General features: G+C 75.4%; 22 protein-coding genes, 4 tRNA genes and 1 riboswitch. Of the genes, 21 read left to right on the forward strand and 5 right to left on the reverse strand.

Features of this window, described 5'->3' with window-relative positions:
- Window positions 1-74: 74 nt before the first annotated feature.
- Window positions 75-1,397: an alpha/beta hydrolase family protein gene (locus PU704_RS04350; RefSeq protein WP_277550354.1), complete on the forward strand. Its 1,323-nt coding sequence runs from the start codon at window positions 75-77 to the stop codon at window positions 1,395-1,397.
- A 6-nt stretch (window positions 1,398-1,403) separates the two neighbouring features.
- Here the strand turns inward: PU704_RS04350 and ybaK are convergent, their stop codons facing one another.
- The 3 genes from ybaK to PU704_RS04365 are packed head-to-tail and all read right to left on the reverse strand — an operon-like array spanning window position 1,404 to window position 3,273.
- On the reverse strand, window positions 1,404-1,895 hold the full coding sequence (gene ybaK, locus PU704_RS04355) for a Cys-tRNA(Pro) deacylase (protein ID WP_277550355.1): 492 nt from the start codon (window positions 1,893-1,895) through the stop codon (window positions 1,404-1,406).
- A gap of 17 nt (window positions 1,896-1,912) precedes the next feature.
- Entirely contained in the window at window positions 1,913-2,368 is a 456-nt protein-coding gene (locus tag PU704_RS04360) for a SufE family protein (protein WP_075871363.1), read from the reverse strand.
- Window positions 2,365-3,273: a sulfurtransferase gene (locus tag PU704_RS04365; protein WP_047804930.1), complete on the reverse strand. Its 909-nt coding sequence runs from the start codon at window positions 3,271-3,273 to the stop codon at window positions 2,365-2,367. The genes PU704_RS04360 and PU704_RS04365 overlap by 4 nt, the downstream gene beginning before the upstream one ends.
- Window positions 3,274-3,497: 224 nt before the next feature.
- Here PU704_RS04365 and zapE point away from each other — a divergent pair, with 224 nt between their 5' ends.
- Window positions 3,498-4,556 carry a cell division protein ZapE gene (gene zapE / locus PU704_RS04370; RefSeq protein ID WP_047801446.1) on the forward strand — a complete coding sequence of 353 codons (1,059 nt, stop codon included), beginning with the start codon at window positions 3,498-3,500 and terminating at the stop codon, window positions 4,554-4,556.
- Between the two features lie 179 nt (window positions 4,557-4,735).
- On the opposite strand, the gene PU704_RS04375 is transcribed toward zapE, so the two are convergent.
- Window positions 4,736-4,807, reverse strand: a tRNA-Val gene (locus PU704_RS04375).
- A 272-nt stretch (window positions 4,808-5,079) separates the two neighbouring features.
- On the opposite strand from PU704_RS04375, the gene PU704_RS04380 reads away from it, so the two are divergent.
- The 17 genes from PU704_RS04380 to PU704_RS04460 all read left to right on the forward strand — a co-directional run bounded on the left by PU704_RS04380 (window position 5,080) and on the right by PU704_RS04460 (window position 16,733).
- Window positions 5,080-5,152: transfer RNA gene (locus tag PU704_RS04380), tRNA-Gly, on the forward strand.
- Window positions 5,153-5,212: 60 nt separating this feature from the next.
- Window positions 5,213-5,283, forward strand: a tRNA-Cys gene (locus PU704_RS04385).
- Between the two features lie 50 nt (window positions 5,284-5,333).
- Window positions 5,334-5,408, forward strand: a tRNA-Val gene (locus PU704_RS04390).
- A gap of 157 nt (window positions 5,409-5,565) precedes the next feature.
- Window positions 5,566-6,420 (forward strand): cytochrome P450, encoded by an 855-nt coding sequence (locus PU704_RS04395; RefSeq protein WP_047801447.1) that lies wholly within the window; start codon window positions 5,566-5,568, stop codon window positions 6,418-6,420.
- Between the two features lie 76 nt (window positions 6,421-6,496).
- A complete protein-coding gene (def, locus tag PU704_RS04400) occupies window positions 6,497-7,078 on the forward strand; it encodes a peptide deformylase (RefSeq protein ID WP_047801448.1) in 582 nt (193 codons plus the stop codon).
- 33 nt (window positions 7,079-7,111) lie between these two features.
- Window positions 7,112-8,035, forward strand: coding sequence for a methionyl-tRNA formyltransferase (gene fmt / locus PU704_RS04405; protein WP_277550356.1), 924 nt, complete (start codon window positions 7,112-7,114; stop codon window positions 8,033-8,035).
- Window positions 8,032-9,675 (forward strand): RsmB/NOP family class I SAM-dependent RNA methyltransferase, encoded by a 1,644-nt coding sequence (locus PU704_RS04410; protein WP_277550357.1) that lies wholly within the window; start codon window positions 8,032-8,034, stop codon window positions 9,673-9,675. Before fmt ends, PU704_RS04410 begins: the two co-directional genes overlap by 4 nt.
- A 39-nt stretch (window positions 9,676-9,714) precedes the next feature.
- Window positions 9,715-10,380, forward strand: coding sequence for a ribulose-phosphate 3-epimerase (rpe, locus tag PU704_RS04415; RefSeq protein WP_277550358.1), 666 nt, complete (start codon window positions 9,715-9,717; stop codon window positions 10,378-10,380).
- A gap of 62 nt (window positions 10,381-10,442) precedes the next feature.
- Window positions 10,443-10,582: riboswitch (FMN riboswitch) on the forward strand.
- Between the two features lie 117 nt (window positions 10,583-10,699).
- Window positions 10,700-11,758 carry a bifunctional diaminohydroxyphosphoribosylaminopyrimidine deaminase/5-amino-6-(5-phosphoribosylamino)uracil reductase RibD gene (gene ribD / locus PU704_RS04420; RefSeq protein ID WP_277550359.1) on the forward strand — a complete coding sequence of 353 codons (1,059 nt, stop codon included), beginning with the start codon at window positions 10,700-10,702 and terminating at the stop codon, window positions 11,756-11,758.
- Between the two features lie 57 nt (window positions 11,759-11,815).
- Entirely contained in the window at window positions 11,816-12,490 is a 675-nt protein-coding gene (locus tag PU704_RS04425; RefSeq protein ID WP_075871369.1) for a riboflavin synthase, read from the forward strand.
- On the forward strand, window positions 12,490-13,164 hold the full coding sequence (gene ribB / locus PU704_RS04430; protein WP_082157126.1) for a 3,4-dihydroxy-2-butanone-4-phosphate synthase: 675 nt from the start codon (window positions 12,490-12,492) through the stop codon (window positions 13,162-13,164). Before PU704_RS04425 ends, ribB begins: the two co-directional genes overlap by 1 nt.
- Entirely contained in the window at window positions 13,161-13,862 is a 702-nt protein-coding gene (locus PU704_RS04435) for a GTP cyclohydrolase II (protein ID WP_277550360.1), read from the forward strand. The genes ribB and PU704_RS04435 overlap by 4 nt, the downstream gene beginning before the upstream one ends.
- Window positions 13,859-14,338 carry a 6,7-dimethyl-8-ribityllumazine synthase gene (ribH, locus tag PU704_RS04440; RefSeq protein ID WP_277550361.1) on the forward strand — a complete coding sequence of 160 codons (480 nt, stop codon included), beginning with the start codon at window positions 13,859-13,861 and terminating at the stop codon, window positions 14,336-14,338. The genes PU704_RS04435 and ribH overlap by 4 nt, the downstream gene beginning before the upstream one ends.
- A gap of 72 nt (window positions 14,339-14,410) precedes the next feature.
- Window positions 14,411-14,674 carry a phosphoribosyl-ATP diphosphatase gene (locus PU704_RS04445; protein ID WP_047801456.1) on the forward strand — a complete coding sequence of 88 codons (264 nt, stop codon included), beginning with the start codon at window positions 14,411-14,413 and terminating at the stop codon, window positions 14,672-14,674.
- 42 nt (window positions 14,675-14,716) lie between these two features.
- Entirely contained in the window at window positions 14,717-15,562 is an 846-nt protein-coding gene (gene hisG, locus PU704_RS04450) for an ATP phosphoribosyltransferase (protein ID WP_047801457.1), read from the forward strand.
- A 38-nt stretch (window positions 15,563-15,600) separates the two neighbouring features.
- Window positions 15,601-16,365 carry an imidazole glycerol phosphate synthase subunit HisF gene (gene hisF / locus PU704_RS04455; RefSeq protein WP_277550362.1) on the forward strand — a complete coding sequence of 255 codons (765 nt, stop codon included), beginning with the start codon at window positions 15,601-15,603 and terminating at the stop codon, window positions 16,363-16,365.
- Between the two features lie 188 nt (window positions 16,366-16,553).
- Complete coding sequence (locus PU704_RS04460) at window positions 16,554-16,733, forward strand: hypothetical protein (RefSeq protein ID WP_277550363.1); 180 nt, start codon at window positions 16,554-16,556, stop codon at window positions 16,731-16,733.
- A gap of 71 nt (window positions 16,734-16,804) precedes the next feature.
- Here the strand turns inward: PU704_RS04460 and PU704_RS04465 are convergent, their stop codons facing one another.
- Entirely contained in the window at window positions 16,805-17,299 is a 495-nt protein-coding gene (locus PU704_RS04465) for a hypothetical protein (RefSeq protein ID WP_277550364.1), read from the reverse strand.
- A gap of 137 nt (window positions 17,300-17,436) precedes the next feature.
- Between PU704_RS04465 and PU704_RS04470 the strand changes: the two genes are divergently transcribed.
- Together PU704_RS04470 and hisI are read left to right on the forward strand one after the other, a co-directional pair.
- Complete coding sequence (locus tag PU704_RS04470) at window positions 17,437-18,294, forward strand: Pr6Pr family membrane protein (protein ID WP_277550365.1); 858 nt, start codon at window positions 17,437-17,439, stop codon at window positions 18,292-18,294.
- On the forward strand, window positions 18,291-18,671 hold the full coding sequence (gene hisI, locus PU704_RS04475; RefSeq protein WP_047802392.1) for a phosphoribosyl-AMP cyclohydrolase: 381 nt from the start codon (window positions 18,291-18,293) through the stop codon (window positions 18,669-18,671). The genes PU704_RS04470 and hisI overlap by 4 nt, the downstream gene beginning before the upstream one ends.
- The last annotated feature ends 19 nt before the right edge of the window (window positions 18,672-18,690 follow it).

Genomic DNA, 18,690 nt, shown 5'->3' on the forward strand with positions numbered 1-18,690 from the left:
GAACCGGAGCACCCGGCAGGGACAACGACGTGCCCCTCCGGGTTATGCCCGCGGCCCCGTGGAAGACTGGTGGCATGCCTCGACGCTTCCGCCCGGCCCCCGTCGCGCCCCCCGCGGCGCCGCCCGCTCCCGCCACGGCGTGGGCCCGCGGCGCGGTGGTCGGCGCCGCCGCCACCGTGGGCGCGGCCTCCCTGTCCTTCGGGCTCTCCAGCGCCGCCGCGGCCTACTTCGCCCGGCAGGTCGTGGTGCCGCCGAAGTACCGTTCCGAGGACCTGCCCGTCCTCGGGCTGACCCGCACCGGCGAGGACGGGGACCCGGCCGCGACGACCCTCGTGAAGCTGCCGGCCACGGTGGACACGACCGTGGCGGGCACCTACAGCCTGCGCTTCGACGCCGGCCGCGGCCACGCCCGGATCGGCGCGATCCGCTCCTACTCCCCGCAGGAGGGCACCGTGACCCGGGTGGTGGAGGAGGTCTACACGGGGGACCTCGCGAAGGCCTCCCGCGGCTTCTGGTCCGGGACCGTCTACCCGGACCCCGGTGCGGCCGGGCTGCCGTTCGAGGAGGTCGAGATCCCCATCGAGGTCGGCCCGGCGCCCTGCTGGGTCGTGCCCGCCGAGGGCGGGCCCACCCCGGAGGGCGAGCGGCCGCGGGAGCTGCCCGGGCCGTGGGCGATCATGGTGCACGGCCGCGGGGCCAACCGGATGGAGACGGTGCGCGCGGTGCCCGTGGCCCGGGAGCTCGGGCTGACCTCCCTGCTGATCTCCTACCGCAACGACCGCGAGGCGCCGCCCACCCACGACTTCCGGTACGGGCTGGGGTTCACGGAGTGGAAGGACGTGCAGACGGCGATCAGCTACGCCAAGTCCCGCGGCGCCACGCAGATCGTGCTCTTCGGCTGGTCCATGGGCGGGGCCATCTCCCTGCAGACGGCCGATCTCTCCTTCTACCGCGACGACATCGCCGCCCTGGTGCTGACCGGGCCGGTCGTGGACTGGTTCGAGCTGATCGCCCACCACTCCCGCACCCGGCGCATCCCCTCCGGGATCGGACGGCTGGCCACCAGCCTCATCTCGCACCCGGGGGGCCGGATGCTGACCGGACTCGCCGCGCCGGTGGATCTCAAGGCCCTCGACTGGCTCTCCCGCAGCGAGCAGCTGCACACGCCCACCCTGGTGCTGCACTCCGTGGACGACGAGTTCGTCCCCGCCGCCAGCTCCCGCCGGCTCGCGGAGCTGAACCGGCTCGTGGAGTTCGTGCCGTTCACCCGCGCCCGGCACACCAAGGAGTGGAACGTGGACCCGCGGCGCTGGGAGGACGCGGTGCGGAGCTGGCTGCCGGAGCGGTTGGCGCAGGACGCCCTGCCGGCCGGAGGAGCCGGGGCCGCGCGGCCCTGAGCCCGGTCAGCTCCGCAGGGCCGCCGTGCAGCCGCCGGTGAGCCGCAGCAGCTCGGCCGGGGCAAGCTCCACGTCCAGGCCGCGGCGCCCGCCGGAGACGAGCACCGTGGCCCACCCGAGCGCGGAGTCGTCCAGCAGGGTGGGGGAGGGGGTCTTCTGGCCCAGCGGGGAGATGCCCCCCACCACGTAGCCGGTGCGCCGCTCCGCCAGCCTGGGCTCGGCCAGGGCGGCCCTCTTCCAGCCCAGCGCAGCTGCGGCCGCGCGCACGGACAGCCGGGCGGAGACGGGCAGCACCGCCACCGCCCAGTCGCGCTCGTGGACGAGCATGAGGGTCTTGAACACCTGCGCGGGGTCGCGGCCCAGCGCGGCGGCGGCCTCCAGGCCGAAGGACGCCGTCGCGGGGTCGTGCTCGTACTCGTGCCGGGCGTAGGCCACCCGCTCCCGCTCCAGGAGCGCGACGGCGGCCGTGGGCCCGGCGCGGCGGGCGGTTCTGGCCATGACGGGCGGCCCGGCCCTCAGGCGCCCTGGAGCTCGCGCACGCGCCGCTTGACCCGCCCGAGCATCGCCGACATCCCGCGCATCCGCAGCGGGGAGACGAGCTGGGTCAGGCCGAAGCGCTCCGGCAGGTCGTCGGGGACCTCGAGGACCTGCCGGGCGGGCAGGCCGTCGAGCCCCTCGTGCAGGATGGACGCGAACCCGCGGGTGGTGGGCGCCTCGGCCGGGGCGGAGAAGAACAGCCGCACCGGGGCCTCGGGGCCCGGCTCGCTGCCCTCGTCCCACTCGACGGTCAGGAACAGCGGCGACTGGCACTCCACGACCTGCTCCAGCTCCTCCGGGTGCTCGCCGAGCCGGGCGGGCAGGGCCGGCAGGGAGCGGGAGAACTCCAGCAGCAGCTGGAGCTTGTCCTCCTCCGGGACGGCCGTGAAGTCCTCGACGAGCTCCTCGAGCTGGGCGGGCAGCGGAGCGCTCATCGGGACGCCCCCGGGGCCTCGCCGCGCTCCTCGCCGAGGACGATCGGCACGCGCACGGAGTTGCCCCACTCGGTCCACGAGCCGTCGTAGTTGCGCACCTTCTCGAAGCCGAGCAGGTACTTCAGCACGAACCAGGTGTGGCTGGAGCGCTCGCCGATGCGGCAGTAGGCGATGATGTCGTCGTCCTCGGCCAGGCCGACCTCGTCGCGGTAGACCGCCTCGAGCTCCTGGCGGGAGCGGAACCGGCCGTCCTCGGCGGCGGCCCGGGCCCACGGCACGGAGGCCGCGGTGGGGATGTGCCCGCCGCGCAGCGTGCCCTCCTGGGGGTACTCGGCCATGTGCGTGCGCTCACCGGTGTACTCCGGCAGGGACCGGACGTCGATCAGCGGCTGCTCGCCGAGGTGGCCGAGCACGTCCTCCTGGTACGCACGGGCCCGGGAGTCGTCGCGCTCGACCACCGGGTACTCGGCGCGCTCGGGCACGACCTTGTCGGTGGACAGCTCCCGGCCCTCGGCGATCCACTTGTCCCGCCCGCCGTTCATGAGCCGCACGTCGGGGTGGCCGAACAGCTCGAACACCCACAGGGCGTAGGCGGCCCACCAGTTCGACTTGTCCCCGTAGACGACCACGGTGGTGTCGCGGGAGATGCCCTTGCGGGACATCAGCTCCGCGAACTGCGCGCCGTCGACGTAGTCGCGGGTGTCGGGGCGGTTCAGGTCGGTGTGCCAGTCCACCTTCACGGCGCCCGGGACGTGCCCGGTCTCGTACAGCAGCACGTCCTCGTCGGACTCGACGAGCACCACGCCCGGGTCGTCGAGGTGCTCGGCGACCCACTGCGTGGACACCAGCCGCTCGGGGTGCGCGTACTGCGCGAACTCTTCGTTGTTCTCCACGGCAACGCCCATGGGGGCTCCTTCCGGGGTGGGGATCGGATTCCCCTCCAGCGTAGTGCTCCCGGCCGGGTGCCGCCCCCCGCACGGGCGGCACCCGGCCCGGGACGGCCGGGATTTCGCGGCCGGCGCACCGGCGGCCGCGGGGCGCGGGCTAAAATCGCCGGAGCACCCGCGCGCGTCCCTCCGGCGCGCCGAACCAGCGAGCCGTCGTGCCCGGCGGACAGAGAGGTCTCCCCGTGAGCATCCGCATCGAACACCTCACCGACCGCCGGCCGCACGTGTCGGCCGACGAGCTGCTGGCAGGGTTCCGCCCGTCCGAGCGCTTCGGCGAGGTCTCGTTCGACACCTACCGCCCCGATCCCCAGCAGCCGTCCCAGGCGGAGGCCGTGCGGGAGCTGCGCGCCTTCGCGGACTCCGTGGGACGGGCCGGCTCCGGCGGCGGGTTCTTCGCCAAGCTCTTCGGCGGCGGCCCCCGCCCCGCCGACGTCCGCACGGGGATCTACCTGGACGGCGGCTTCGGCGTGGGCAAGACCCACCTCCTCGCCTCCCTGTGGCACGCCGTGCCCGGCCCCAAGGCCTTCGGCACCTTCGTGGAGTACACCAACCTGGTGGGCGCGCTGACCTTCCGCAAGGCCGTCGACGCCCTGAGCACCTACCAGCTGGTGTGCATCGACGAGTTCGAGCTCGACGACCCCGGGGACACCGTGCTGATGTCCCGCCTGATGCGCGAGCTCGCCGACGCCGGCGTCCGGATCGCCGCGACGTCCAACACGCTCCCGGGCTCCCTCGGCGAGGGCCGCTTCGCCGCCCAGGACTTCCAGCGGGAGATCCAGGTGCTGGCCGACCAGTTCGAGGTCGTGCGCATCGACGGTGAGGACTTCCGGCACCGCGGCCTGCCGCAGGCTCCGGCGCCGCTGTCCGGCGGCGAGCTCGAGCGCGCCGTCGAGGAGCGGTTCTCGGGCCGGGTGGTGGCCGCGGACGCGTTCGCCGATCTGATCGAGCACCTCTCCGACGTGCACCCCTCCCGGTACCGCAAGCTCCTGGAGGGGATCGACGCGATCGTGTGGCAGGACGTGCACACGATCGAGCAGCAGGCCGTGGCCCTGCGCTTCGTCGTGCTCGCCGACCGGCTCTACGACAAGAACCTGCCGATCATCGCCTCCGGCCGGCCCTTCGACGAGGTGTTCACGGCCGAGATGATGGCCGGCGGCTACCAGAAGAAGTACTACCGGGCGGTCTCGCGGCTCACCGCCCTGGCCCGCGAGGGGATCCTGGGGGACGTCTCCACGGTCTGAGGCCACCGCCCGGGTGCACGGCCCGGGCGCACCCTCCGCGCCCGCTCCGCCGCCGTCCCCGGACGGGGCGGCGGGGCGGGCGCCGTCGTCGGGGGCCCGCAGGGGCCCCGCCCAGGAGGCGGCACGACGACGAGGGCCCCGGCTGAGATGATCTCAGCCGGGGCCCTCGTCGATGCTCGTGCGCGATACTGGGTTCGAACCAGTGACCTCTTCGGTGTGAACGAAGCGCGCTACCACTGCGCCAATCGCGCTCACTGCTCGAAAACCATAACCCACAACCGGGCCGTGGGCCAATTCGCCCGTCCGGCCGCGCCGCCGGCCGCCGATTTGGCGATCCGGAAAACCGTCCCGTACAGTCTCTGCCTGTCAGGAACACCGACGGGTTCCGGCGAACGGACGGGCCGCGAGGCCGGGACGCTCCAGGACTCCGCCGGATGTCGACGCACCGGACCGGCGGGAACGCCGGGCACGGGGCTGTGATAGAGTTCCACACCGGAAGATCGAGAGATCCCCGGAAAGACATGCGGACGTAGCTCAGCTGGTAGAGCACCACCTTGCCATGGTGGATGTCGCGGGTTCGACTCCCGTCGTCCGCTCGCAGGAATCGGCATGTCCCATGCCGTGACCGACGGCCCTGTCCGCGAGGACGAGGCCCCGGTGGGGTGGCCGAGTGGTTAGGCAGCGGCCTGCAAAGCCGTCTACGCGGGTTCGAATCCCGTCTCCACCTCGGTGCACGACCCACCATGCTTGACGGCCTCCCCGGAGGTCGCCGGTCAAGCGCGATTGGCGCAGCGGTAGCGCGCTTCCCTGACACGGAAGAGGTCACTGGTTCGATCCCAGTATCGCGCACCACCCGAAGGCCCCGGCTCCCCGAGCCGGGGCCTTCGTCGTGCCCGGCGGGCCCCGGGCGTCCCGTGTCCGAGGCGGTCGGTAGCCTGCGGCCCAGGACCCGGAGCACCGGGGACCCGCCCGGTCGAGCCGGGGACCCGACGGAGAGGCGACGAGCAGCGTGACACAGCCCAGGCTGGCGGAACAGACCGAGTACGGACGGATGTACGCGAGGTCCATCTCCGAGCAGGCCACCGTCCCCTCCATCACCACCGTGCTCTCCCGTGCCGCCACCGACCTGGACGGCTGGTACGGCTACTCCGCCGCGCAGGCGGCCGTGCAGGACGACCGGCTGCGGGCGGCCCTGGGCTCGCCCGCCCAGCTGCGCGCCGTCGTGCGGGACGCCGCCAAGGCCGCCCAGCGGCACCGGGACGACGCCGCGGCCCGCGGGGACCGGGTGCACACCTACGCCGAGCAGATCGCCCTGCGCGCCCTCGGGAAGCCCCACCGGGCCGCGGAGGCGCGGGCCACCCTGGCCGAGCACGGCGAGGAGCGCTTCGCCTCCCGCTTCGACGAGTGGTGGGACCTCTACGCCCCCGAGCCCCTCGCCGTGGAGGTCACCGTCTGGAACTCCACCGTCGGCTACGCCGGCACCCTCGACCTCGTCGCCCGGATCGCGGGCAAGGTCTGCCTGATCGACTACAAGACGAAGGGCACGGACCGGGACGGGCGCGTGAAGTCCCTCGACGCCAAGGTCGTCACCCAGCTCGTGGCCGGGCTCAAGGCCGAGGAGTCCCTCGTGGACGCCGAGGCCGGCACCTGGGAGCCCTGGGCCTACGGCGGCGCGGACCTGCTGCTGGGGGTCGCGATCGGGGAGACGGAGGTCGTGCCCGTGCAGGCCGTGCCGGCGGTGCTCGAGCAGCACTGGTACAAGTTCTGTGCCCTGCACCGGCTGTGGACCCAGGAGACCGCCCTGGCCGCGGCCGGCCCCGCCCTGCGCCCCGTGCCGCCGCCCCCGCCGCCGGAGCAGCCCTAGGACCTCCGGAACGGGTCCGCGCCCCGCGCCCCGCGGGCGGCCCGTAGACTTGTCGGGTCGAGAGCGAGGTTGCCCCATGCCCATCCTGCCCATCCGCACCATCGGCGATCCCGTCCTGCGCACCCGCGCGTCGGAGGTCACGCAGTACGACGACGCGCTGCGCCGGCTCGTCGCCGACATGACCGAGACGATGCTCGACGTCGGCGGCGTCGGCCTCGCCGCGCCCCAGGTGGGGATCGGGCTGCGCCTGTTCACCTGGGCGGTCGAGGGCAGCGCCGGACACGTGGTCAACCCGGTCCTGGAGGTGGGCGACGCACCGCAGGAGGGCGGCGAGGGCTGCCTCTCCGTGCCCGGTCTCGGCTTCGACACCCCGCGCCGCGACTGGGCCCGGGTCACCGGCACGGACCAGGACGGCCGGCCGGTCACCGTCGAGGGCACCGGTCTGCTCGCGCGCTGCCTGCAGCACGAGACCGACCACCTGGACGGGCGGCTGTACGTCGACCGCCTCGTGGGCGCCGCCCGGAAGGAGGCGCTGCGGGCCATCCGCGCCGCCGACTACGACGGGGTGGTCCACGGCGTGGCCGGGCAGCGGGCCGCGACCGTGGGCTCCTCCTTCGGCAGCGGCACCGGCAGCGCTTTCGGCTCCGCCCGCGGCTGAGTCCACCCCCCGTCCCCACCCGTCTGGAGAGCAGTGAAGATCCTCTACGCCGGCACGCCGTCCGTCGCCGTGCCCCCCCTGGTCCACCTGGCCGACCGGTCCAACATCGAGATCCTCGCCGTCCTGACCCGCACCGACGCCCCCGTGGGCCGCAAGAAGGTACTCACGCCCTCGCCCGTGGCGCAGGAGGCGCAGCGGCGGGGCCTTCCCGTGCTCAAGGCCAACCGGATCGACGCGGAGCTGACCGAGCGGATCCGGGACCTGGGCGCCGACGTGGCCGCGGTGGTCGCCTACGGCGCGCTGGTGCCCCAGGCCGCGCTCGACGCCCTGCCGCACGGCTGGCTCAACCTGCACTTCTCCCTGCTCCCGCAGTGGCGGGGCGCCGCCCCCGTGCAGCGGGCGCTGATGGCCGGGGACACGGTGGTGGGCGCCAGCACGTTCCTGCTGGAGGCCGGGCTGGACACCGGCCCGGTGGTGGGGACGATGACCGACGAGGTCCGCCCCGAGGACACCGCCGGCACGGTCCTGGAGCGGCTCTCCCGCACGGCCGCGCCCCTGCTGGCCGACTCGCTGCGCGCGGTGGTCGAGGGCACGGCCCGGCCCGCCGCCCAGCGGGGCGACGTCTCGCTGGCGCCCAAGCTCACCGCGCAGGACGGGCGGGTCCGCTGGGCGGACCCCGCCCTGGCCGTGGTCCGCCGGGTCCGCGGGACGACGCCGGAGCCCGGGGCCTGGACCCAGCTCGACGGCCGCCGGATCAAGCTCGAGGGCGTCGCCGCCCGCCCCGAGGTCCGGGACCTCGCGCCGGGGGAGTGCGCGCTGCGCGGCGGCGCCGTGCTCGTGGGCACCGGCTCGGGCGCGGTGCAGCTGGGCACGGTGCAGCCCGCCGGGAAGAAGACCATGGACGCCGCCGCCTGGGCGCGGGGCCACAACACGGAGGACAGGGTGGTGTTCGAGTGAGCGAGCGCGAGAGCCGGGGGCGCGACGACCGCCGCCGCGACCGTCAGGACGACCGCCGGGACGACCGCCAGGACGACCGCCGGGGCGGCCGGGACCGGCGCCCGGGGGATGAGCGGCGCAACGCCCGGGGCCACGAGCGCAACCGGCGCCCCCGGACCGAGCGGACGTTCTCCTCCGCCGCGCCGGCGGCCCGGACCCGCCGGGCAGACCCGGCCCGGCTGGCCGCGTTCGAGACGCTGCGCGCGGTCTCCGAGGAAGGCGCCTACGGCAACCTCGTGCTCCCGAAGGCCGTGCGGGCCCACCGGCTCGACCGGCGCGACGCCGGTTTCGCCACCGAGCTGGCCTACGGGGCGCTGCGCTGGCAGGGGACCTGGGACGCGGTGCTGAGCCGGTGCGTGGACCGGCCGCTGGCCGACCTCGACGGCGCGGTGCTCGACGCCCTGCGCCTGGGCGTGCACCAGCTGCTGGCGATGCGGGTGCCCGACCACGCCGCCCTCGACCAGACGGTCGGGCTGGTGCGGGCCGTGGTGGGCGCCGGGCCCGGGTCCCTCGTCAACGCGGTGCTGCGCAAGGTCGCCGCCCGGGACCTCCCCGCGTGGATCGCCGAGCTGAGCGAGGACGCCGCCGACGAGACCGCGCGGCTGGGCCTGGCCCACGCCCACCCGGCGTGGCAGGTCCGCGCGCTGCGCCAGGCCCTGGTGGCCCACGGCCGGTCCGGCACCGAGCTCGAGGCCCTGCTCGCGGCGGACAACGAGGCCCCCGTGGTCAACCTCGTGGCCCTGCCCGGCCTCGGCGAACTGACCGAGGCCCTCGAGGCCGGCGCGCAGAAGGGCGCGCTCGTGCCCGGCTCCGCGCTCAGCAGCGGCGGCGACCTGCACCGGCTCTCCTCCGTGCGCGCGGGCGGGGTCCGGGTCCAGGACGCCGGCTCCCAGCTGGTCGCCCGGGCCCTGGCCGCGGCCGGCGGCGGGAGCGCCGGGGCCGGGGACGGCCGGGGCGAGCGCTGGCTCGACCTGTGCGCCGGTCCCGGCGGCAAGGCCGCGCTGCTGGCCGCCCTGGCCGCCGAGCGCGGCGCGCACCTGACGGCCAACGAGGTGGCCCCGCACCGGGCCGAGCTGGTCCGCCAGGCCCTGCGGCCCGTGCCCGGGCACGCGTGGTCGGTGCGCACCGGGGACGGCCGGGCCGCCGGCGAGCTGCTCGGGGGCCGCCCCGCGGAGGAGGCCGGCTACGACCGGGTGCTCGTCGACGCCCCCTGCACCGGACTCGGGGCGCTGCGCCGGCGGCCGGAGTCGCGCTGGCGCCGCACCCCGCGGGACCTGGCCGAGCTGGGGCCGCTGCAGCGGGAGCTGCTGGAGGCCGCCCTCGACGTCGCCCGCCCCGGGGGCACGGTCGCCTACGCCACGTGCTCCCCGCACGCTGCCGAGACCCTCGCGGTGGTCCAGGACGTGCTGGGCCGCCGGGAGGACGTGGAGCTCCTCGATGCCCTCGGTCCGGCCCGCGCCGCCGCCCTGCCCGGGGCCCTCGAGGGGGACCGGGACCCGTCCCGCCCCTGGGAGGGCGCCGCGGGACCGGCGACCGTCCAGCTGTGGCCGCACGTGCACGGCGCCGACGCCATGTTCCTGGCCCTGCTGCGCAAGCGCTGAGCCCCCCCCCCCGAACCCCCGACCATCCAGGAGTCCTCCGTGCCACAGCCCTGCATCCACCCCTCGATCCTCTCCGCCGACTTCGTCAACCTCGAGGCCGAGCTGGCGCGGATCGCCACCGCCGACGCCGTGCACGTGGACGTCATGGACAACCACTTCGTCCCCAACCTCACCCTCGGGCTGCCCGTGGTGGAGCGGCTGCTGGCCGTCAGCCCGGTCCCGCTGGACGTGCACCTGATGATCGAGGACGCCGACCGCTGGGCCACCGGCTACGCCGAGCTCGGCTGCGAGTCGGTCACCTTCCACGCGGAGGCAGCGCGCGCCCCGCTGAAGCTGGCCCGGGAGCTGCGGGCCCACGGCGCGCGGGCCGGGATGGCCCTGCGCCCGGCGACCCCCGTGGAGCCCTACCTCGACCTGCTCCCGGAGGTGGACATGCTCCTGGTCATGACGGTGGAGCCCGGCTTCGGCGGGCAGGCCTTCCTGGACGTGATGCTGCCGAAGATCCGCCGGGCGGCCGAGGCGATCCGTGCCGGCGGGGGGCGGGTGGCCCTGCAGGTGGACGGCGGGATCACGGAGGAGACGATCCTGCGCGCCGCCGAGGCCGGGGCCGACACCTTCGTGGCCGGCTCCGCCGTCTACGGGGCGGGGGACCCCGAGGCGGCGATCACGGCACTGCGCAGTGCCGCCCACGACGCCCGGTCCTGAGCGGGGACCCGCCGCCCGGTGCTGCCGGCCCGGCGGGGCTGTGCCATAATCGGGCTCAAGAACAACGTGTTCCGGGGTCGGTGCAAGTCCGAACCGGCGGTCACAGTCCGCGAACCGTGCGGCGCCCCAGCGGGGCGGGCACGGCCGAACCGGTGGAACTCCGGTACCGACAGTCACAGTCTGGATGGAAGGCAACACGTTCGACGGCCCTCGCGGCGCGCCCTGCCGGCCCGCCGCGTCGCCGGTCGCGGCCGCACGGGCCCGGCCGGCGGCACCGTCGTCCTGCCCCCCGGAGCCGACCCGGGAAAGGACGACGCGAATGGACCCGCAGCACCGGCCCGGCGGAGACGCCGAACGGTCGATCATGCGGACCGCCCTGCACGCGGCGGCGCACGGCCCGCGCGGGGCCAACCCCCTCGTGGGAGCCGTCCTCGCCGACGCCGCGGGCCGGATCCTGCACGTCGGCCACCACCGCGGGGCCGGCACCGTCCACGCCGAGGTCGACGCCCTGCAGCAGGCCGCCTCCGCCGGCACGGACCTGCGCGGCACCACCATGTACGTCACCCTCGAGCCCTGCAACCACTGGGGCCGCACCGGCCCGTGCGCCGACGCCATCGTGGAGGCGGGCGTGCCCCGGGTGGTCTTCGGGGCCCCCGACCGGACCTCCGCCGCCGCCGGCGGGGCCGCCACCCTGCGTGCGGCCGGGCTGCAGGTGCGCTCCGGCGTGCTCGCCGAGGAGGCCGAACGGCTCAACGACCGCTGGGGCGAGACGATGCGCGCTCAACGGCCGTTCGTCACCCTCAAGGTCGCCCAGACCCTCGACGCCCGGATCGCCGCGGCGGACGGGACCAGCCAGTGGATCACCTCCGCCTCGGCGCGCGAGCACGGCCACGACCTGCGCGCCCGCGCCGACGCCGTGCTCGTGGGCACCGGCACGGTCCTGGCCGACGACCCGCGGCTCACCGCCCGCACCGGCGACGGCGCCGCCGTGCCGCGGCAGCCGCTGCGCGCGGCCATGGGGCTGCGCGCCGTCCCGGCCGACGCGGCGATCCGCGGCAGCGACGGCCGGTTCCGCCACCTGGTCACCCACGACCCCCACGCCGCCCTGGCCGAGCTCTACGACGCCGGGGTCCGCCACGTCCTCATCGAGGGCGGCGCCACGGTCGCCGCGGGCTTCCTGCGCGCCGGCCTCGTCGACGAGATCAGCCTCTACCAGGCGCCGCTGCTGCTGGGCGCCGGGCGGCCCGCGTTCGCCGAGCAGGGCATCGGCACCCTCGCCGACGCCTCCCGGTGGCGGCTGGACCCCACCGGCGGGGGACCGGTGCAGCAGCTGGGCCCGGACCTGTGGATCCACCTGCGGCCCGCCCCCGCGGACTGACCGCACCGAACAGACCTCACCGACCGACCGCACCGAGAGAGACAGAGGACAAGCAGCATGTTCACAGGAATCGTCGCCGGGCAGGGCACCGTGCGCTCGGTAGAGCCCCGCCCGGACGGCAGGAGCGCCCGTCTCCTCGTGGACGCGGGCCCGCTCGTCGCCGACCTGCCGCACGGCGGCTCCCTCGCCGTCAACGGCGTGTGCCTGACGGCCACGCGCACCGAGGACATCGGCGCCGGGCAGTTCCTGGCCGACGTCATCGGCGAGACGCTGGTGCGCACCACCCTCGGGGCGCTGGCCCCCGGCGACACCGTGAACCTGGAACGGTGCGTGCCCGCCGGCGGGCGCCTGGACGGCCACGTGGTCCAGGGCCACGTCGACGGCACCGGCACCGTCGTCGCCCGGGAGGACCTGGGGGAGTGGGAACGGGTGCGCATCGCGGTGCCCGGGGAGCTCGCTCCCTTCGTCGCGGAGAAGGGCTCGGTCGCCGTGGACGGGGTGTCCCTGACCGTCACGGCGGTCAGCGCCCCCGGCGCCGCCGAGCCCTGGTTCGAGATCGGGCTCATCCCCGCCACCCTGGCCGAGACCACGCTGGGACGGCGCCCCGCCGGGGCGTCCGTCAACCTCGAGGTCGACGTCCTCGCGAAGTACGCCCAGCGGCTGCTGGCCTTCGCCCGCACCGACAGCACCCCGGCGCCGGAGGCCGGGCCCACCGCAGGAGAAGGAGCATGATGCGCACCAGCAGCACCCGGACGGACACGGGCCCCGGCGCGGGCGGGGCAGGCGAGCCGATCCGCCTGGACGCCGTGCGCACGGCGGTCGAGGCGATGGCGCAGGGCCGGCCGGTGGTCGTCGTGGACGACGCCGACCGGGAGAACGAGGGCGACATCGTCTTCGCGGCCCAGCACGCCACCGCCGAGCTCATGGGCTTCACCATCCGGCACACCTCCGGCGTCGTGTGCGTGCCGATGACGGGGGAGCGGGCGGACGCGCTGCGCCTGCCGCCCATGGTCGCCGTCAACGAGGACTCCAAGGGCACCGCCTACACGGTCACCTGCGACGCCCGCCACGGCGTGAGCACCGGCATCAGCGCCGCGGACCGGGCGCTCACCGCCCGGGTCCTCGCCGACCGGTCCGCCGGCGCGGAGGACCTGACCCGGCCCGGGCACGTCCTGCCGCTGCGTGCCGCGGACGGAGGCGTCGCGGTCCGCCGCGGGCACACCGAGGCCGCCGTCGAGCTGTGCGTCCTCGCTGGCCTGGAACCGGTGGGGGTCATCGCGGAGCTCGTGCACGACGAGGGGGAGCTGATGCGGCTGCCGGCCCTGCGGGCCTTCGCCGACCGGCACGGCATCCCGCTGGTGAGCATCGAGGACCTGGCGGAGCAGCTGCGCGGGGACCGCCGATGACGCCGGAGGCCCCGCTGGTGAGCTCCGAGCCCGTGGTCGTGCCCACCCCCGAGGGGCGGTTCGAGGTGGTGGGCTGGCAGGTGCCCGGCCGGTCCGGGGACCCGGCCGCCGAGCACCTCAGCCTCACCGCCCCGTCCTCGGAGCGGGTGCCCGTGGGCCAGCCCCCGCTCGTGCGGCTGCACTCCGAGTGCCTCACCGGGGACGTCTTCGGCTCCTACCGGTGCGACTGCGGACCGCAGCTGCACCTGGCCCTGCGCCGGATCGCCGACGACGGCGGCACCCTGCTGTACCTGCGCAACCACGAGGGCCGAGGGATCGGCCTGGTGAACAAGCTGCGGGCCTACAAGCTCCAGGACGGCGGGGCGGACACCGTGGAGGCCAACGAGCTGCTCGGCCTGCCCGCAGACGCGCGGGACTACACCGCGGCCGCCGCCATCCTGCACCGCCTGGGCCTGTCGCGGATCCGGCTGCTCAGCAACAACCCCGCCAAGGCGGAGCGGCTGGCCGAGCTGGGCATCGACGTCGTCGCGATGGTGCCCAACGAGGTCCCGGCCCGTCCCGAGAACCACGACTACCTCGCGACCAAGCGGGACCGCATGCACCACCGCCTGCGCCACGTCGACGACACCACCGCACACCCCGAGGCGCCGGCGCACGCCGGCGACCGCACGAACAGCACAGGAGACCTCACCCCATGAGCGGACACGGAGCCCCCGACATCGACCTGAGCGCCGCCGACACGAGCGGACTGCGCGTCGCCGTCGTCGCCTCCAGCTGGCACACGGTGATCATGGACGGGCTGCTCGACGGCGCCCGCCGCGCGCTCGCCGACGCCGGCGTGACCGACGCGGCGGTCGTGCGCGTGCCCGGCAGCTTCGAGCTGCCGGTCGCCGCCGCCCGCCTGGCGCCCGGGCTGGACGCCGTGGTGGCCCTGGGCGTGGTCGTGCGCGGGGGCACCCCGCACTTCGACTACGTCTGTTCCGCCGCCACCCAGGGCCTCACGGACGTCTCGGTGCGCACCGGCGTGCCGGTCGGCTTCGGCGTGCTGACCTGCGACACCGAGCAGCAGGGCCTCGACCGCGCCGGCCTGGAGGGCTCCCAGGAGGACAAGGGCTACGAGGCGACGGCCGCCGCGGTGCAGACCGCCCTGCTGCTGCGCTCGCTCGGCGTCTGAGCCCCCGCGCCCCCGGACCGGCCGAGCGCGGCCGGTCCGGGGGGAGCCCGCGGACCCATTACCCTGGTAGTCGTGAAAACCTTCGAGACCCTCTTCGCCGAGATCAGCGACAAAGCCGTGACCCGACCGGAAGGCTCCGGCACGGTCCGGGAGCTGGACACCGGCGTGCACGGGATCGGCAAGAAGGTCGTCGAGGAGGCCGCCGAGGTCTGGATGGCGTGCGAGTACGAGACCTCCGAGCAGGCCGCGGAGGAGATCTCCCAGCTGCTCTACCACCTGCAGGTCATGATGGTCGCCAAGGGCCTGACGCTCGAGGACGTCTACCGCCACCTCTGAGCGCCCCCGCCCCCGTCCCACCGAAGCCGAGAAGGATCCCCCATGCTGCGTGTCGCAGTGCCCAACAAGGGCGCCCTGTCCGAAGCCGCCGTCACCATGCTCAAGGAGGCCGGCTACCGGCAGCGCCGGGACTCCCGCGAGCTGGTGCTCGTGGACCCCGAGGCCAACATCGAGTTCTTCTACCTGCGCCCGCGCGACATCGCGGTGTACGTGGGCGGAGGCACCCTCGACGTCGGGATCACCGGCCGCGACCTGCTGCTGGACTCCGGCGCGCACGCGGACGAGGACCTGGCCCTGGACTTCGCCCGCTCCACCTTCCGCTTCGCCGGCCCCGCCGGCCGGTACTCCTCGATCGCCGAGCTGGCCGGCCGGCGCATCGCCACCAGCTACGACGGCCTGCTGCGGGACTACCTGGCCGAGCGGGGCGTGGACGCCTCGGTGGTGCGCCTGGACGGGGCGGTGGAGTCCTCCATCCGGCTGGGCGTGGCCGACGCGATCGCCGACGTGGTGGAGACCGGCAACACGCTGCGCGCCGCGGGGTTGCAGGTGTTCGGGGAGCCCATCATGACCTCCGAGGCCCTGCTGATCCGCAGCCGCCGGGCCGAGGAGCCCGAGGGCCTGTCCGTGCTCCGCCGCCGCCTGCAGGGCGTGCTCGTGGCCCGGCAGTACGTGATGATGGACTACGACGTCGCCGAGGAGCTCGTCGAGGCCGCCACCCAGATCACCCCCGGCATGGAGGGCCCCACCATCTCCCGGCTCGGGCGCGGCAACGCGTGGGCGGTGCGCGCCATGGTCCCGAAGTCGGAGACCAACAAGGTGATGGACGCCCTCTACGACGTCGGCGCGCGCGCCATCCTGGTCTCCCCGATCCAGGCCGCCCGCATCTGAGCCCTTCCCACCCCACCGCAGCCGAGGAGGTCCCGCCCGTGGGCGTTGCCGTACGTGTCATCCCGTGCCTGGACGTCGACGCCGGTCGCGTCGTCAAGGGCGTGAACTTCGAGAACCTGCGCGACGCCGGGGACCCGGTCGAGCTGGCCAAGCGCTACAACCAGGCCGGCGCCGACGAGCTGACGTTCCTCGACGTCACGGCGTCCTCGGCCGCCCGCGCCACGACCTTCGACGTGGTCTCCCGCACGGCCGAGGAGGTCTTCATCCCGCTCACGGTGGGCGGCGGCGTGCGCGCGGTCGCCGACGTCGACCGGCTGCTGCGCTGCGGGGCGGACAAGGCGTCGATCAACACCGCGGCGGTGGCCCGTCCCGGGGTGATCGACGAGATCACCGGGCACTTCGGCAGCCAGGTGCTGGTGCTCTCCCTCGACGCCCGCCGCACGGGCAACACCCCCTCCGGCTTCGAGGTCACCACTCACGGCGGGCGCACCCTCACGGGCCTGGACGCCCTCGAGTGGGCACGGGAGGCCGAGGACCGCGGGGTGGGCGAGATCCTGCTCAACTCCATGGACGCCGACGGCACCCAGGAGGGCTTCGACCTGGAGATGATCCGCGCCGTGCGCGCCCGGGTGCACGTGCCGCTCATCGCCTCGGGCGGGGCCGGTGCCCCGGAGCACTTCCCGCCGGCCGTGGCGGCCGGCGCCGACGCCGTGCTGGCGGCCTCGATCTTCCACTTCGGGCCGGTGCACGCCATCACCGAAGTCAAGGACGCCCTGCGCTCGGCGGGCCACGAGGTCCGCTGAACGACTCCGCCCCCGCCCCCTCCCCGTGCCGTGGTCGCAGCCGTCGGCCACCGGAGCAGCGTCCGTCGCCGCCGTGCGCCACCTCGCGGGCGGCCGGGGTGCCCGTAGCCGCGGGCCGGTGGCCGGGCGTAGAGTCGTCAGTGAGCTGACGACAGTCGCTCGACAGGCCGATCGCGAAGGAGCCCACCGTGGGACTGAACAGCATCATCAAGAGCTTCACCGGACGGGGAGCCGGGGGCACCGCCGGACGGGGCGCCGGAGGCCGCCGGGCCACCCGCGGCATGAACGCCGCCGGGCAGGCCGGTGCCGGCCGGAACACCGGGCGCGGCCTCGGAGGCTGGCTGAGGGGTCTGCTCAACCGCCGCTGACCGCCGCCGGGCGCGGCCGGTCACCGTCGACCGCCGCGCCGACCGAGCCGGGCACCCAGCGGGTGCCCGGCTCAGCGCGTGTCCCGGCAGGTCCCGTCGAGCCAGTCCCGCACCGGTGCGAGCGCCTCGTCGAGGGCCTCGCCGTCGAACCGGGCGTCCGGGTCCTCCGCCAGCTCCTCCCCGTAGGAGTCCACGAGCAGCTGCACCCGGGCGTGGTCCGCCGCGAGCTCCGGGGGAGCCGCCGCCAGCATGCCGGCGACCTCGTCCTCCACGGCCTGCACCTGCTCGGTGGTCGGTCCGCCGGAGAGACTGGCCGGCAGCAGGGCGAGCGCCACGAGGTCCTCGGCCACCGCGGCGCACGCCTCGCCCCGGCCGGGGTAGGCGCCCCACGGCCCGGAGGCGGCCGTGGCGGAGGGCGCCGAGGGGGACGCCGTGGCCGAGGGCGCCGCGGCGGACGGCACCGGGCTCCCGGGCGGGTCCGGGGTCGGACCGGGGCCCGTGCACCCGGTCAGGAGCAGGCCGCTGAGGGCCGCCGCCGCGCCGCGCCGCGCTGTCCTGGCATCCATCGTCGTCGGTGTCCTGCCCGTCGTGCCCATCCGGTTCTCCGCCCCACCATAGGCCCTGGCGCCCCGTGGCGGGAGACGGAGGACACGGCGGCGCGCAGCCCATATCCTGGGTGACGGGCGACCGGGAGGAGGGGCACGTGCGAGTCGTCGTCGTCGCGGCCCGGGTCTCGGCCCTGGTGGTCGCGATCTGGGCCCTGGTCTCCCGTGCCGACTGCGCCTTCGTGACCCGCACCTGTCTCGGCTCCAACCTGTTCAGCTACTTCACCGTGCACAGCGCGTTCCTGCTGATCGTGGCGCTGCTGCTGGCGGTGCTGCACACCGCCACCGGGCGCCCGGAGCTGGGCTGGCTGACGGGCCTGCGCGCCCTGGCCACCACCTACACGACGGTCTCGGGCGCAGTGTTCGCGGTGCTGCTCGCCAACGCCGAGCTGTTCGGGCACCTCTTCCTCGTCCCGCGGTCCTCCCAGGTGCTGCACTTCGTGCTCCCCGTCTACGCCCTGCTGGACTTCCTCCTGGCCCCGGGGCGGAACCGGCTGCGCTGGGCCACCGTCTGGGTGGCCACGGTCTTCCCCGCGCTGTGGGCGGTGTACACCCTCGTCCGGGGCCGGATGGTCGGCTGGTACCCCTACTTCTTCCTGGACCCCGCCCTGGTGGGCGGCTACCGGGCGGTGGGCACCTACGCCCTGGGGCTGTCGATGTTCATCCTCGCCGTGGCCTTCCTGACCGTCGCCGCGACCCGATTGCCGGCCGTGCCGGGCGGACCGGACCCCGGACGTGCCCGGCGGCGGGACCGGTCGGCGGGGCCGTCCCGGCCGGCCGGGCGGCGACGACCCGGTGCCCGGCCCGCCGCGGTCCCCGAGCCCGCGGCACGGGGACCGGAGGCCGCGGCCCCCGGCACCGGGGTCACGGCTCCCGCGGCCCCGGCTCCCGGGCCCCTGGCCGCCGAGGCCGGGGACCCGTCCCCCCGGAACAGGTCGATAGGATGGGGGCGATGAACCAGCAGAGCCCCGCACCCGGAACCGCCGTCCTCGATCCCGCCGTGGCGGCGCGCCTCAAGCGGGACCCGGCCGGTCTCGTGGCCGCCGTGGTCCAGCAGCACGACACCAAGGAGGTGCTGATGCTGGGCTGGATGGACGACGAGGCCCTGCGCCGCACCCTCACGGAGGGCCGCGTGACGTTCTGGTCCCGGTCCCGCCAGGAGTACTGGCGCAAGGGCGACACCTCCGGGCACGTCCAGCGCGTGCACCGCGTGAGCCTGGACTGCGACGGCGACGCCCTGCTCGTGCAGGTCGACCAGACCGGCGCCGCCTGCCACACCGGCACCCGCAGCTGCTTCGACGGCCGCGACCTCGGCGCCGCCGCCGCCGTCTGAGCCGCACCCCCCGCTCTCC

Origin of the sequence: Kocuria oceani (assembly GCF_029524215.1) — a bacterium.
GTDB lineage: Bacteria > Actinomycetota > Actinomycetes > Actinomycetales > Micrococcaceae > Kocuria > Kocuria oceani.

Excerpts from the sequence above, each read along its gene's own strand:
- PU704_RS04350 (WP_277550354.1), top strand. The coding sequence starts at position 75 with ATGCCTCGACGCTTCCGCCCGGCCCCCGTCGCGCCCCCCGCGGCGCCG.
- ybaK (WP_277550355.1), bottom strand. The coding sequence starts at position 1,895 with ATGGCCAGAACCGCCCGCCGCGCCGGGCCCACGGCCGCCGTCGCGCTC.
- PU704_RS04360 (WP_075871363.1), bottom strand. The coding sequence starts at position 2,368 with ATGAGCGCTCCGCTGCCCGCCCAGCTCGAGGAGCTCGTCGAGGACTTC.
- PU704_RS04365 (WP_047804930.1), bottom strand. The coding sequence starts at position 3,273 with ATGGGCGTTGCCGTGGAGAACAACGAAGAGTTCGCGCAGTACGCGCAC.
- def (WP_047801448.1), top strand. The coding sequence starts at position 6,497 with ATGCCCATCCTGCCCATCCGCACCATCGGCGATCCCGTCCTGCGCACC.
- ribD (WP_277550359.1), top strand. The coding sequence starts at position 10,700 with ATGGACCCGCAGCACCGGCCCGGCGGAGACGCCGAACGGTCGATCATG.
- PU704_RS04425 (WP_075871369.1), top strand. The coding sequence starts at position 11,816 with ATGTTCACAGGAATCGTCGCCGGGCAGGGCACCGTGCGCTCGGTAGAG.
- ribB (WP_082157126.1), top strand. The coding sequence starts at position 12,490 with ATGCGCACCAGCAGCACCCGGACGGACACGGGCCCCGGCGCGGGCGGG.
- PU704_RS04435 (WP_277550360.1), top strand. The coding sequence starts at position 13,161 with ATGACGCCGGAGGCCCCGCTGGTGAGCTCCGAGCCCGTGGTCGTGCCC.
- ribH (WP_277550361.1), top strand. The coding sequence starts at position 13,859 with ATGAGCGGACACGGAGCCCCCGACATCGACCTGAGCGCCGCCGACACG.
- hisG (WP_047801457.1), top strand. The coding sequence starts at position 14,717 with ATGCTGCGTGTCGCAGTGCCCAACAAGGGCGCCCTGTCCGAAGCCGCC.
- PU704_RS04465 (WP_277550364.1), bottom strand. The coding sequence starts at position 17,299 with ATGGATGCCAGGACAGCGCGGCGCGGCGCGGCGGCGGCCCTCAGCGGC.
- hisI (WP_047802392.1), top strand. The coding sequence starts at position 18,291 with ATGAACCAGCAGAGCCCCGCACCCGGAACCGCCGTCCTCGATCCCGCC.